This is a genomic window from Chitinophaga sp. 01L420, from assembly GCF_056399985.1.
Genome location: NZ_JBFTSK010000005.1, coordinates 221805 through 237060, shown reverse-complemented (window position 1 = coordinate 237060; position 15256 = coordinate 221805). Strand labels below are relative to the sequence as shown.

9 protein-coding genes are annotated in these 15256 nt (G+C 45.3%); 5 read left to right on the top strand and 4 right to left on the bottom strand.

What is annotated here, in order from left to right; translation table 11 throughout:
- Positions 1–72: 72 nt before the first annotated feature.
- On the bottom strand, positions 73–2508 hold the full coding sequence (locus AC1DP6_RS07380) for a TonB-dependent receptor domain-containing protein (RefSeq protein WP_477054241.1): 2436 nt from the start codon (positions 2506–2508) through the stop codon (positions 73–75).
- A gap of 186 nt (positions 2509–2694) precedes the next feature.
- On the opposite strand from AC1DP6_RS07380, the gene AC1DP6_RS07375 reads away from it, so the two are divergent.
- Positions 2695–3225: a DinB family protein gene (locus AC1DP6_RS07375; RefSeq protein ID WP_477054240.1), complete on the top strand. Its 531-nt coding sequence runs from the start codon at positions 2695–2697 to the stop codon at positions 3223–3225.
- 57 nt (positions 3226–3282) lie between these two features.
- Here AC1DP6_RS07375 and AC1DP6_RS07370 read toward each other — a convergent pair whose 3' ends face one another.
- A complete protein-coding gene (locus AC1DP6_RS07370) occupies positions 3283–4023 on the bottom strand; it encodes an SDR family NAD(P)-dependent oxidoreductase (protein WP_477054239.1) in 741 nt (246 codons plus the stop codon).
- A gap of 85 nt (positions 4024–4108) precedes the next feature.
- On the bottom strand, positions 4109–4651 hold the full coding sequence (locus AC1DP6_RS07365) for a DinB family protein (RefSeq protein WP_477054238.1): 543 nt from the start codon (positions 4649–4651) through the stop codon (positions 4109–4111).
- Positions 4652–4796: 145 nt separating this feature from the next.
- On the opposite strand from AC1DP6_RS07365, the gene AC1DP6_RS07360 reads away from it, so the two are divergent.
- Positions 4797–7043, top strand: a complete 2247-nt coding sequence (locus tag AC1DP6_RS07360; RefSeq protein ID WP_477054237.1) for an alpha-L-rhamnosidase N-terminal domain-containing protein — start codon at positions 4797–4799, stop codon at positions 7041–7043.
- A gap of 110 nt (positions 7044–7153) precedes the next feature.
- On the opposite strand, the gene AC1DP6_RS07355 is transcribed toward AC1DP6_RS07360, so the two are convergent.
- A complete protein-coding gene (locus AC1DP6_RS07355; protein ID WP_477054236.1) occupies positions 7154–7528 on the bottom strand; it encodes a transmembrane 220 family protein in 375 nt (124 codons plus the stop codon).
- Positions 7529–8249: 721 nt separating this feature from the next.
- Between AC1DP6_RS07355 and AC1DP6_RS07350 the strand changes: the two genes are divergently transcribed.
- The 3 genes from AC1DP6_RS07350 (at position 8250) to AC1DP6_RS07340 (ending at position 14941) form a co-directional block, all read left to right on the top strand.
- The gene (locus AC1DP6_RS07350; RefSeq protein ID WP_477054235.1) at positions 8250–11486 is read left to right on the top strand and encodes a SusC/RagA family TonB-linked outer membrane protein; all 3237 of its coding nucleotides are present in this window, start codon (positions 8250–8252) and stop codon (positions 11484–11486) included.
- A 32-nt stretch (positions 11487–11518) separates the two neighbouring features.
- Positions 11519–13297 (top strand): RagB/SusD family nutrient uptake outer membrane protein, encoded by a 1779-nt coding sequence (locus AC1DP6_RS07345; protein ID WP_477054234.1) that lies wholly within the window; start codon positions 11519–11521, stop codon positions 13295–13297.
- A 111-nt stretch (positions 13298–13408) separates the two neighbouring features.
- Entirely contained in the window at positions 13409–14941 is a 1533-nt protein-coding gene (locus tag AC1DP6_RS07340) for an FG-GAP repeat domain-containing protein (RefSeq protein ID WP_477054233.1), read from the top strand.
- Positions 14942–15256 lie beyond the last annotated feature (315 nt).

Here is a 15256-nt window from a genome sequence, read left to right as displayed (position 1 = left end):
ACAGGCGGTTATAAACAACGGGTGCGGGAACTTCCGTCCCCGCCCCCGTTGTTTATAACCGCCTGAGCAGGATTAAAACTTGTAAGCCAACGTGCCGGTTACCTGTCTTAACATCTGCGGATCCGCAGTGGTGAAGCCAGTCCAGTACATCTGGTTGGCCAGATTATTAACGTTGATGGCTATACGGTACTTCGGCTGATTGTAATAAACCGCTGCATTCAGCACGGTATAGGCAGGTAAGGTAAATACACCGTTAATTGTGTTGTTTATGACCATATTATCACCTGCGTAGTTGCCACCAAAACCAATACCCAGCCCTTTTGCAGCAGTCGTGGTGAGTGCATAGCTGAGCCACAGGTTAGCAGCGTTCAACGGACCTGTACTTGTTGGTCTTCTGCCTGCGTAGAGGGCAGCGGCATTCTTCCATTTGCTGTCATTATAAGCATAACCTGCCACTATATTGAATCCGGTAAAAGGATTGGCGTTTACTTCCGCCTCAAACCCTTTGCTGCACTGCGTACCAGCCTGAATAGACGAACCTGGAATGTTGCCCTGGATGGCTTTGTTCTTCACCTCTATATCGTAATAGCTGAGCGTACTGCTTAACCTACCGTCCCATACGTCCAGTTTTACGCCGGCTTCCCACTGATTGGCCTGCTCCGATTTGAACAGTTTATTCGTAAGCCCCCCTGTTTCGTTAGCAACGGCCTTATAACCCGGATTCGTAAATCCATTCATGTAGTTACCAAAGAAAGACACTTTATCTTTTACTACCTGGTATACGATACCCAGTTTGGGTGAAAAGGTAGTTTGATCAAAGCCTTGAGTGGATTTGTCGTCCACAGGATTATTTACCGGCTGGCTGTTGAAATGATCCATTCTGATACTCGCCATTACCATCAGGTTGGGCCTGAGGTTCAGCACATCGGATACATACACGCTATAGATATTATAGCGGGTGTAGTTGTAGGTGTAAGCCTTTGGCTGCGTTTGATACAGGTTATTTACATTGTCTTTATTAAAATTATAGTAAGCAGGATTTTTGCCCCTGGTTGGAATGGTATCAAATAAAGCCGGACCGCCTGCGGGCATGGGATTAATATACCGGATATTGGAAATCTGATTCAGGTAATCCAGCCCTACGACCATCCGGTTACGCAAACTACCTATATGGAAGTCACCGGTGAAATTCTGTTGTAACTGTATATTGCTGGTATTACCATCCAGTGTCCATATCATCCGTTTGATGGTGGTATCACCCGGCATCAGGAAAAAGTAAGGACTGGCGCCGTCAGAACTGCCTTGTGTGGTACTGAAAGTTGTTTGTGATTTCCATTGGTCAGACATCTTATAAATAGCCGTACCATAGAAGTTGGTATTGTTGCTGGTTTGAACAAGGTCGCCGGCCTGGTAAGATTTTTTATAATCCACATTCAGTTGATCAGCTCTGTCCACGCCCAGTTGCGCATAGGTAGTATAAAAAAAGTATTGTGCAGGCATCGTAGCCTTGCGGTAATTAGTTTCTGCTTCAAAAGAGAGCGTTAACCGGTCGTTTACTTTATAGGAGAACGAAGGATCAAATGCAAAGTTTTTGCTGAACCCATTGTCCTGGAAAGATCCCATGCTGTTATAAGCAGTATTAATGCGCAATAAAGCTTTATGATCTTTATCGAGGGGTGTATTGATATCTGCGGTTACCCGGCTTAAACCATAGCTGCCCGCGCTATAGCTTATTTCACCACCAAAGTGGTCATATGGCTGCTTGGTAACACGGTTAATCAATCCGCCATAAGATACCAGCGTGCTGCCGTATAAGGTGCCGGAAGGTCCTTTGATCACTTCCATTTTTTCCAGGTTAATAGCATCTACCGTGCTAGTTACCTGGCCCGCCATGCCATTCCTGAGTCTGGCAGCGGTGGTAAACCCTCTCATGGTGTAGGTAGCACCACCATCGCCGGCGCGTCCGTTAGCAGCCCATAGCTTGGTGATACCTGGCGCATTGCGGATCGCATCATCTGCGGTAAATACGCCTTGTTCCTGTAGCAGCTCTTTGTTAATGGTGGTATATACCTGCGGATTTTCGAGGTTAGCCAAAGGTAATTTGGCTACATCCTTGCTGTTGCTGGTTTTAAACTTGTTGCGGGTAGATGATACAATCACTTCCTGTAGCTGCTGGTCAGATATATTCAGGTGGATATCAATATTACTGGTTTTACCAGCCACTACGGTCACCTGCTGCGTTTGACGCTGATAGCCCACCAGCGATATACGTATTTCATAATTGCCGGCGGCAATATCCCGCAGCGTAAAGGCGCCATCTGCGGAGGTGACTGTTTTCTTTGAAGTACCCACTAAATCCACCGATACATGGGCGGCTGGTTTGCCATCTGTGGTAGTCACCAGGCCTTTTATATGGCCTTTGTCAGCCTCGAAGGCAAAGGCGTTTGTGATGCTTAACAGGATTTGGAAGATGTAGGTGATGCTCAGGTAGTAGAATTTCCGGCTCATGTTGCTCTAAAGTTGATTGCACCGCAAGTTTACACTAAAAAACCATTAGTTAAACTAATCATGAACTGGATTTGCCCAAAGTGAAATAATTTTCTTTTTAGGGAGGAGAAAAATATATCGAAACCCTGTTGACATAGGGCTGTCACATAGGTGTTGTTTCTTTGTATTATAAAAACAACAACAACTATGATACATACTGCTACCAGTACTTCCCGTTCTTCTCTGTCAGGTATGACAAATGCCAATGCTTCCTGGAATCTTTGGGGCAACAACACTATGATCAACTGGTTGGAAAGCAAGGAGCCGGAATTGATGGACGTGGAAGTTGCCTCCAGTTTTTCTTCTATCCGCAAAACGCTCCGTCATATCTGGAATGTACAGGACTGGTGGATGGCAAACCTGCTGGGCGAAACGCCGCCCTTTACCTATGGTGAAGTGTATACCGGTTCCGTACAAGAGGCCATGGAGGGTTTAATGGCATCCTCCGCACGTCTGGTGGATTATTTTGAGTCCCTGTCTGAAGAGGAAATGGTAGCTACCTGCAAAGTAGCCATTCCTTTTACCGGCGATTTCGATATTCCCCGTTTTGAGATGCTGCAACAGGTGGCCAGTCACAGCGGCTATCATCGCGGGCAGGTGGTTACCATTGGCCGCCATCTTGGAATCACAGACGCACCTATGACAGACTATATGTATTGGAACCTGATGGCCAGGTAAAATAAAAAAGGGGGTATCGTGTGAACGATACCCCCTTCTGCTGTATGGCTTATTGATTTAACTGTTCAACCCACCATCAATGGTCAGTGCTGAACCGTTGATATAACCGCTTTCCGGTCCTGCCAGGAAGCTCACCAGGTCGGCTACATCGGTAGCCTGACCATAATGGCCCAGGGCAATGTGCTGCCGTTGAAAATCAGCATGCGGACCATCCGCCGGATTCATGTCGGTATCTACCGGACCAGGTTGTACCAGGTTGGTGGTGATGCCACGATTGCCAAGGTCACGTGCCAGCCCCTTGTTAAAAGCGGTGAGGGCTGATTTACTCATGCTGTACAGTGTACCATGAGGACCTACTACGCGGTCGGCCATGCAGCTGCCAATAGTAATCACCCGGCCGCCACTGCTCATATGGTTGAGGGCTGCCTGTGTGCCCACAAATACCGCCCGGGTATTTACGGCCATGGTGTGTTCATAATCTTCCAGGGTATATTCTGAAAATGGTTTCATCACGGCTGTACCTGCATTATTAACCAGTATATCTACGCGACCATGTGCATTAACGGTATGATCTACTGCTGCGATGACCGCTTTCGGGTCTGCACTGTCTGCTGCTACAGCAGATGCCCGTTGTCCTTTTGCTGTTAATTCTTCCACCAGGGCAGTAGCCTGGGCGGCGCCTTTTACATAGGTAAATACTACCGTAGCACCTTCTTCTGCTAAACGTTTCACAATAGCAGCACCCATACCGCGACTTCCTCCTGTAACCAGGGCTATCTTATTTTCCAGACGTTTCATGTGTAATGATTTTATGTCTGCAAAGCTAGACCGGGCTACTGGCTTAAAGAAGAGGTGTACTAATTGTTAACTACTAACCTCTATGTTAGTTATGCGCCGGGGAGTACTCCGGAGGATCCTGCAGGTATCGCTTGTGGATAATATCCAGATGATGCAGCTGGTGTCCAACGGTGGTAAATCCCAGGGCTAATACCGACATCTCGGTTTTCCAGCTCATACCCGTTCTGGACAAGGTGGTATTGGAATACCCACTGAATTGTGCAATGGTGGCTGTACGCAGGGCGATTAGCTCCGCCAGTACATCCGCCAGGCTGCGGTCATCTACTTCCGCATTGTCGGCATAAACGTCCTGGTCCATGCTGGGGGCCATTTGCGAATCCTTACGGGCAAACATCATGGCGCGATAGGTGAAAACCCGTTCTGTGTCTGTAATATGTTGCAGTACATTTTTCAAGGTCCATTTGCCGGGTGCATATGCATAGTCCGCCAAAGGTTCCAGTTGTACAATATCTAACGACTTCAGGGTCTGTAAGGACGCTGCCAGCGCAGTGTTCAGGTCTGTATCCGGTACAAGACTAATGTAACGGGTATAATATCCCGGGTCAATTTGGATATCACTTTTTTTCATGTGGTGAGTTTAAGGGAGATGAATATACGAACATTTTCTTTCCRCAATCCGGCCACTAAAGACCGTTATGCGATCTTATTATAATATTTAATATATTTGTAAATAACATATCCTGACGACCAGTTTTATCTACAACCACCCTTCTATGAAATATCTGCAACGATGTGTACTACTGCCGGCACTCATAGGATTGAGCATGGCCGGGAAAGCACAGCCGCCGAAAAGAGTCTACACAGCACCACAGCAATGGGATGCACGGTGGATCAGCGATGGGACAGCCGCACCGGCAGCATTTGGCGTTTACCTTTTCCGCAAACAATTTGAGCTGCTGAATTATTCAGGTTCGTTTATTATTCACATTTCTGCGGATAACCGTTACCGTTTGTATGTGAATGGTCACCAGGTGGGGATAGGACCCGCCCGTGGCGACCTCTCCAACTGGTACTACGAAACAATAGATATCAGTCCCTATCTGAAATATGGCAAAAACGTACTCGCTGCTGAAGTGGTGAATTACGGAAGCAGCAAACCCCGCGGACAACTGACTGTTGCTACGGGATTGCTCATACAAGGACATACCCCCCGCGAAGCCGCTATTATCAATACTGGAACTACCCCCTGGCAGGTTATGGAAGATGAGGCTTTCCAGGTGCTACCCGTAAAAACGAACGATGACACTTTCTATGGCGCTTATGCCGGCGATAGCATCACCGCACAATACCATCCCTGGGGCTGGGAACAAACTACATTTAAAGACACCTGCTGGGAAACAGCGGTAGCTACTGCTGGCGTGGCCCTACGGGGCAGTAGTGCCAACGAGTGGCGCTTACTGTCGCCAAGACCCATCAGCCAGCTTAGCCAGGAACGACAGAATTTCAAGACCGTTATTTTATCGCAGGGCATTACTGTAGATGCCGCATTTTTGAAAGGAACGGAGGCTATAACGATATCGGCTAAACGAAAAGTAAGGTTACTACTCGACTGCGGACTGCAAACAACTGGCTTCCCGGAAATGCTGATCAGCGGCGGACTGGGAGCCAACATAAAAATTACTTACCTGGCGGGGTACGACACAAAAAACGCTTTGCAGGATGTTATCTGTCCGGATGGTGGTGCCCGCCGGAAATTCACCACCACGGGTTATCGTACCTTCCGTTATGCACAGATGGATATCGAAACAGATAAAGCACCACTTACCCTGCTGGATTACTATAACGTATATACGCAGTCGTTGCTGGCTGACAAAGCTGCATTCACGGCAAATGCCGAAGCCGATTCGTTGTGGGATAATGGAAAACGCGCTGCACTAGTGGGCGCCCAGGATAATTTGTACAACGATCCCTGTAAAGAGCAGTTACAATATATACAGGATGCCCATATACAGGGACTGGCCATTTCATTTTTTTCGGGAGATGACCGACTGTTGAGAAATGCACTGATACAGGCTGACCAGTCACGCATTCCGGAAGGTCTGATCCGTTCCCGCTACCCGTCAGACGACCGCCTCTTAAATATTACAGATGCCCTGACCTGGATCGGTACCTTACAGGATTACCTGTTGTATAAAGGAGATAAAGCACTGGCAAAACAATTGTTTCCCGGTGTACGGAGTATTCTCGATTGGGTAGATCGTTATCAGGACCCGGTTACGGGCTTGCCAGGGGAGATGCCTTATAGAGATAGTCTTGCTCTGGCACCCCTGTCAGGTCAGTACCTGTATGCGCTCCGGCAGGCAGCGGCCATCGCCGGTTACTGTGATAAACCCGCCGACTCCCTGTCATGGATCCGCACGGCAGACAAATTGCGGGAGGTATTGTATCAGCAATGTTTTGATGGAGAAAAAGGATGGTATGCAGAAACACCTGCCAGGAAAGCGTTTTCCCGCTATACCAACGCGATGGTTGTACTGGCACAGGCAGTACCACCGCGGCAGGTGAAAAGCATCATGCAACGGTTGCTGAATGAAAAGCCATCTCCGGAAGAATCCCTGCGTGAAAAGTACTACATCTTTAAGGCGATGCAGGAAACCGGTGTAACCGGCACTTTTGCAGCAGAGCTGCAGCGCTTGTCCGCTTTGAAAGCACAAAACAGTGCAGTCATGTATCAGTCTGCTGCTGCTGTCGCAAACCTCTTCCTGCTGGGCATTACCGCAGGCATTCAATCCACTTCACCTGACTTCAGAACAGTGTTGATAGCGCCGGATCCGGGAGCCTCACCACATGTGAAAGCAACGATGGTACATCCGGATGGAGAACTCATGGAAGTAGACCTGTCTTTCATAAATAATCGTGTAACCGGTACCGTTAAGCTGCCTTTTGGCGTAACCGGACGGTTCCGCTGGAGAGGTAAGGAAGTAACGTTAAATGGGGGACCTCAGAAGATCAATATGTAATGTGGAGATAAAAAGATGAAGGGAGATATATGCGGATAATTCCGTTTATATCTCCCTTCATCTTTTTAAATCTTTCAGAATCAGAAAATAGCAATCGGGAAAAAGACCACCTACGCTCTTTTCCGCTTGCTGTAAAAATAGTTAATCCCCAATGCGCCAATACAGATAAATAGCCCAAAGAATTCCCGGGTTTCTTCAATCCAGGGTTTGGCCGCCTTCATGGTTTCTGCAAGGTTCTCCGCATTATGTTTGGTAAACCAGTCTTCCACGCCGTTCTGATCAAAAAATTTATAGATAGCATAGGCCAGGTATACCGCTATGCCGGCCAGATACCATTTTGGATAGAAGCGGTGACGGGCTGCCAGCCCGCAAAGTGCCGCGGAATAAAGATAGATAGGCATCCATACGTACGGATCGGGATCATTGTACTGTAAGCCCGCAAACACGACAAACATCAGGCAAAAGACAATATTCAATATTTTCATGACACAACAATTAGGGCTTAAACATACATAAAACTATTTCAAAAGCATATTCCTTATATTATTTTATCCCAACAGTGTGGAATAGTGGAATGACAGCCTGCAAATTTGGCACTTTTGAAGAAAATGTTAAAAGAGCATTTGTCTGGGCTAAAATATTGTTATATATTCGAAATCAATAGCACAATTCCACGTGAGAACCAAAATCTGAGTTTGAAAATGTTTGTTACAAGTAACAAAGTTTCTCACACCATTATTGATTCGAATACATATCCGTAAACAATTAAACTATGAGCTGATATGATTTAATCATCATCTGATCCAGGCACAATTAGTTAGTCTTCTTATTCATTTTCAATCGTTATATTTTAACTGTTGTGCAGACACTTATTTCTTATTCTCACTGTGTAGCGCATCTTGCACAGGCGATGAGTAACTAATGCTTTACATACCAGCTGTATAATTAACCTGCTATGAGTATATCATAACGGGGCTGGAGTTTTATGTTTTATACCAGCTGTATAAATTAACCTGCTATGAGTACATCATAACGGGGCTGAAATTCCTATGCTTAATATACGGGCTGTATAAATGAACCTGCTGTGAACACTTCATAGCGGGGCAGGAGTTCGTATGCAATGTCGTATCTGTACAACACGGAAATATGCACACAGGTACCCTTTTTTTAAACAATTTTTCTTAAACGTTACGCTTAAATCACGTTATGAAAAAGAAACTCTACCAGGCCATCGCCGCGCTATGTGGCATCCTGTTGCTGTTGGCCGGCAGCAACGTTTACGCACAAACGAAAATTACGGGAAAAGTGTCTGACAAGGCCTCAGGCAACGCCCTCCCCGGTGTTACAGTGTCTATAAGAGGTACCAACCGCGGTACCGCTACAGACCCCGCCGGAAATTTTTCCCTGCAGGCAAAATCAGGAGAAATACTCATCTTTTCTTTTGTCGGGTACGATCCCCAGGAAGTAGTGGTCGGCTCCGGCCCGCTGAATGTTGCACTCAGTGAAAAAGTAGGATCATTGGAAGAAGTAGTCGTAACCGGTTATGCCAGCCAGAAAAAGAAAGACCTCACCGGATCGGTATCCATTGTAAAAGTGGAGAATCTGACCAAACAGCCTACCTCGCAAATCGCCAATCAACTACAAGGACAGGTATCCGGTGTTACCATTCTCGGTTCCGGGCAGCCGGGACAGGAGCCGCAGGTAAAGATCCGCGGCGTTAATACCTTTGGAAACAATACCCCATTGTATGTGGTGGATGGTGTACCTATTTCCAATCTAACGGATGTAAATCCCAATGATGTACAAACCATGCAGGTGTTGAAAGATGCTGGCGCAGCCTCTATCTACGGAGCACGTGCAGCCAACGGCGTAATTATCATAACCACTAAAAGAGGTACCGGTAAAGTAAAAGTTTCTTACGATGGCTATTACGGAACACAACGCCCCAAAGGCGGCAACGTATGGAATATCCTGAGCCCACAGGAACAGGCCAACCTGAAATGGATGGCTATTGCCAACACTACGCCTAATCCTACGTATGCGGATGAACAATATGGCTCCGGTGCCACACCGCGCCTGCCGGATTATATTGCACCCGTAGGCGCCATGGAAGGCGATCCTGGAACTGATCCATCTACATATTTTGTAAATCCAAACTATAAGGTGGCAAGTGACGTGGATGGTTTTCACCGCATTGTTAAAGCCAATAAATCAGGTACAGACTGGTTTCATGAAATATTCAAACCGGCGCCTATCACCAGTCATAATATTTCAGTAGCAGGTGGCGGAGATATGGGAAGCTATTTCTTCTCTTTCTACTATTTTAACCAGGAGGGTACATTAAAGAACACTTATAACAAACGTTATGCTGTAAGATCCAATAGCAGCTATAATGTTACTGATCACATACGAGTGGGAGAAAATATTGAATATTCTATTATCAACAATCCGCAGATTGGTGCACTTACCGAAGGTAGTGGTATTGGTATGGCTTTCCGTGAAATGCCTATTATCCCTGTGTACGATATCAAAGGCAATTATGCCGGTAGCTTCGGTAAGGGCTTGGGTAACGCGCGTAACCCGATAGCTATCCAGGATCGTTTCGGTACCACCAAAACATTAGCCAGCCGCTTATTGGGTAATGTTTATGCAGAGGGTGATATCTTCAACCACATTACTCTCCGTACCAGTTTCGGTGGTGAAATTTATTCTTTCAATAATCACAGTTTTACACTTCCTGAATATGAGAATGCAGAAAATAATAAAGTAAACTCATATACAGAAAATGCCGGAAGCGGTTATGACTGGACCTGGACGAATACCCTGAGTTATCATCAGAACTTTAATCAGGTACATGACGTGAAAGTATTGGTGGGTACGGAAGCATTTAATAATCAGGGACGTATTGTAGGTGGAACTTCTCTGAACTATTTTACATTTGATCCTAACTTTACCAACCTGAGCACGGGTACCGGTACACCTACCAACTATAGCAACAGCTTCACAGATGGCCTGTTTTCGCTGTTTGCAAGGGTGGATTATACCTTTAAAGACCGCTACCTCATTGGTGCACTGATCCGCCGGGATGGTTCTTCCCGTTTCGGTGCAAATAACAGATATGGTAACTTCCCGGCGATAAGTGGAGCATGGCGTATTTCCCAGGAAGAGTTCATGAAACATGTCAGCTGGATCTCGGATCTTAAGATCAGAGGAGGCTACGGTATCATGGGTAATCAGATCAATGTGGATCCGGGTAACGCTTTTACCGCTTACGGATTTGAAAGAGGAAATTCATTTTATGACCTGAAAGGAGCTGGAAATATTATCCAGCAAGGATTCTACCGTAGTAGAATCGGTAACCCCGATGCAAAATGGGAAAGTAACATAAACACCAATATTGGTATTGATGCAACATTGTTCAAAGGCGCGCTGGAAATAACAGCAGACTACTATCGCAAAGATGTAAAAGATTTGCTCTATAATCCTGAATTACCAGGTGTTTATGGAATAGCTGCTTCTCCCTCTGTAAATATCGCACAAATGAAAAATAAGGGATTTGATTTCTCCGCTACAGCAAAATTAAATCTTTCCAAAGACCTTAAACTGGACCTGAATGGTAACTTAACCACCTACCATAATGAGATCATAAAGATATCAGATGCAGCGCCTTATTTTGATCAGGAGCAGCGCCGGTTTAATGGTACTTTCATTATCCGAAATGCCGTTGGCCATTCTATCAGTGAATTCTATGGTTATAAGGTAGACGGATTTTGGAACAGCCAGTCTGAAATAAATGACGCTAATACAGCTGCCCAAAAACAATTTAATGATAATTCCATTGTGTATCAGACAGATACAAAACCAGGCCGTTTCCGATATGCAGACGTTAACGGCGATGGCAGGATCACGGAAGCAGATCGAACCTACCTGGGTAATCCAAATCCTAAATTTTCCTATGGTCTGAATATAGGACTTACCTATAAAAACTGGGATTTCAGCTTATTCCTGTACGGTGTGCAGGGAAACAAGATCTGGAATCAGGTAAAATGGTGGACGGACTTCTATCCTTCTTTTGAAGGGGCGAAGAGTAAAACAGCCCTGTATGATTCCTGGCTGCCAACCCGCCAGAACGCGAAGGCGCCTATTCAGGAAACTTCACCGTCTTTTAGTACTTCCAATGTGCCTAACTCATATTTTGTTGAAAGCGGTTCTTACTTGCGCGCAAAAAATATCCTGCTGGGTTATACTATACCAGGCGCTGTATTAAGAAGAGCCGGCATAACAAAGTTCAGGATATATGCACAGGCTGCAAACCTGTTTACAATTACGAAATACTCCGGTATTGATCCTGAAGTTACCGGTGGTACCAGCAATTTTGGTGTGGATGAAGGAGCCTATCCTAATCAGCGTCAATACCTGCTTGGTGTGAATGTTACCTTCTGATAATTTTTTTCTGAAAAGCAAAATTGAGAAAAATGAAAACATTACGATATTTAAGTGTCATGCTTGCCCTGGTAACAGTAGGAATAAGTGCTTGTAAAAAGAGCTTCCTGGAAAGGGCACCTATCGGATCACTCAGTGATGAAATAGTGGCTAATAAAGACGGTATAAATTATTTGCTGGTGGGTGCATATGCAGCCCTTGATGGACAGCAAACAGCCCAGGCGGCCCTTGGTGGTGGCGGCCCATGGGAAGCCTCTCCTACCAACTGGATCTATGGCAGCGTTGCTGGTGGCGATTCGCATAAAGGTAGCTTCAGCGGTGACCAGCCAGGTATTGATCCTATCGCGAAATTTACAGTTGATGCTAGTAACGGTTTTTTTAACACCAAATGGAGAGCTGTCTATGAAGGGGTTACCCGTACCAATACCGTCCTGGAAAAATTGCGGAAGGCAACAGACATGACCGCCGCTGAAAAAACACAAGTAGAAGCAGAAGCTCGTTTCCTGCGCGGTCACTACTATTTTGAGCTGAAAAAAATGTTCAATAAAGTACCTTATATCTCCGACACAACGCTAAATCTTCGTGTCAAAAATGATAAAGATATCTGGCCATTTATTGAAGCTGATTTAAAATTTTCGGCAGATAACCTGCCCGCCACTCAAAGCGATGTGGCACGCGCTAATAAGTGGGCTGCACAGATCTACCTGGCCAAAGCCTACCTCTATCAGAAAAAATATACCGAAGCAATGCCATTATTTGATCAAGCCATTGCTTCAGGGGTTACTTCCAACGGTATTAAATACAAATTGACCGATGCGTTTGAGGATAACTTTGATGCTGCCAGGAAGAATAATTCCGAGTCAGTATTTGCCATTCAGATGGACGCCAACGATGGTACCAACACCATTGCCAATGCTAATCAGGGAGAAATGTTGAACTTTCCGTACAACAGCCCTTTTGGATGCTGCGGATTTTATCAGCCTACACAGGATCTGGTAAATTCTTACCGTACAGATCCCACTACCGGCTTGCCTAACCTGGACACTTATAATACAACCCCGGTGAAAAATGACCAGGGAATTTTATCTTCTACTCCTTTTACACCCGAAACAGGCTCGCTAGACCCTCGTCTGGACTGGACCGTTGGCCGCCGTGGGCTTCCTTATCACGACTGGGGAAATCACCCGGGCGCAAGCTGGATAAGAGATCAGGCTTATGCAGGTCCTTATGCTCCTAAGAAAATGGTGTACTGGCAGTTTAACCAGGATAAATACAAGGACGCACACTCCTGGGCACCGGGATCAGCTATTAACGTACTGTTGATCCGTTTTGCCGATGTAATACTGATGGATGCTGAATGTCATGCCCAAAACGGCGATCTGCCAGGGGCTACGGCATTGGTAAACCAGATCCGGGATAGAATTATCAACCATCCTGAAAACTGGTTGCACAAATATCTGGATGATGCAAAACCTTTACTTGGCTTTGATCCTGCTAAAATGGCCGCCAATTATAAAATCGGTAGATATACCGCCACTTTTGCCAGTAAAGATTTCGCCTTGAAAGCGATCTATTTTGAACGCAAATTGGAATTGGCTACAGAAGGTCACCGCTTTTTCGACCTGGTACGCTGGGGCATTGCTGATACGGCACTGAATGCCTTCATTACCTATGAATCAGGTATCACGAACGACTTGAAAGGCGGACATTTTACAAAAGGGAAGAATGAGTATTTCCCTATCCCGCAACGTCAGATTGACCTGACCATTGTAGGTGGACAAAGAGTATTGGACCAGAACCCAAACTATTAATAAGCAGCTTGAGCTTTTCATAAAAACGAATGCAGCGGATCATTTCGCTGCATTCGTTTTTTGCGCGGACATTTTTAGTACTTTACAATGCCCGTTAAAATTATTTTCCTGATGACCGATCAACCAAGAATGAAACGATATTGTCTGGCATTGTTATTTACAATCACTTCCTGCATCATTATCAACAGCAGTTGCCATACACCCACTAAAGAAGAAGCCGGAAAAGCACTGGCAGACAAATATTGTTCCGGCTGTCATTTATCTGTGTCACCAGCTTTGCTCGACAAAGATACCTGGGCAAACCACGTATTGCCTGCTATGGCGCCCAAATTAGGCATCAAAGTGTGGAGCGGAAGCAAATACTACCCACCAATGCCGGGCGATAAACCGGCCCTTATTTCCATTAAAGAATGGACAGAGCTGGTAGACTACTATCAACGTACCGCTCCGGAAAAACTAACACCAGCCAAACCTCCTGTTCCTTTACAGCATGATTGGGCTGTTTTTTCACTGAAATTACCAGCGCTGAAAGACAGCCATTTGGTGGCGGCTACTACCATGGTGTCGTTTCTTCCCACTGGTGGCCTGCTGACAAGCGATGCAGATAATACCCTGACAAAATGGGATACGGCATTGACGGCAGTAAATACACGAAAACTACCATCTCCCGCTACAGACGTACTATACACAAAAGACTCTGCCGGCAGAACGCAGACAACCCAGACAGAAATAGGAAACCTGCGTGCATTGGATGTGCCTGCTGGAATTATTACCAGTATTAATCCCGATGATCCGCAACGAAAACAGGCCGACATCATGCCATTCCTGAAACGTCCGGTACAAACTTTATCTGCAGATTTTGACAAAGACGGGCTGGAAGATTTGCTGGTATGTGCATTTGGGCATAATCAGGGTGGTTTATACTGGCTGAAACAATTACCAGACCATCATTGGAAACAGTTGCCTATATGGGAGGTGCCGGGTGCCATTCATGCGGAAACCGGTGACTTTAACCATGACGGCTATACGGACATTATGGTTTTATTTGCTGCCGGTGACGAAGGCATCTGGTTATTTGAAAATGACAAAAAAGGCGGCTTTATATCAAAGAATCTCCTGAGATTTCCGCCACTCAACGGTTCTACCAGTTTTCAACTGATGGATTTTAATGGAGATGGACAACTTGATATACTATATACCTGTGGAGATAACATGGATTTTTCTATGGTGCTTAAACCTTACCACGGTTTATACGTCTATGTAAATGAAGGAAATAATAAATACAGGCTAGCATGGAACTATCCGGTCAATGGATGTACTAAAGCTGTAGCAGGAGATTTTAATCAGGATGGTAAACCAGATATCGCTGCCATTGCCTTTTTCGCGGATTTTCAACATAATCCATCGGAGAAATTTATTTTTTTTGAAGGAGGCAAAACACCACTTACATTTACACCACATGCACCGCCCATTGAAAAAGAAGGCCGGTGGATTTGTATGGATGTAAAGGATTATGATCACGATGGTGACCTTGATATAGTACTAGGAAACTATGCGAGGGGATTCATCATACTTGATCATTATAAGCCGGACTGGAAAGAATATCAGCCCTTTATAGTATTACAGAATAATTCGAAGCATTAATTGCAACGTAAAAATGGTTTGTTTATTTGGAATGAAAGCAGAAATATGTATCTTACGGCCGTATTTTATTGCTACATACAATATTGCTTATTGAGATCAGAGGCTAGGGAATAATATTCATATGTTTTTTAGTTAATAATGTACAATCGTTCTTGATCAGCGTTTTCCCACATACACCTTATTGCACTGTGCCTGCCGTCAAAGGCCCGGTGATATGAAGAAATCCTGATGCATAATCAGGTTTTAGAATGGCGGAAGGAGAGGCAGTAATGCCTCTCTTTTATTTATATACCCATCGCTCAACCGCTCAGGTAA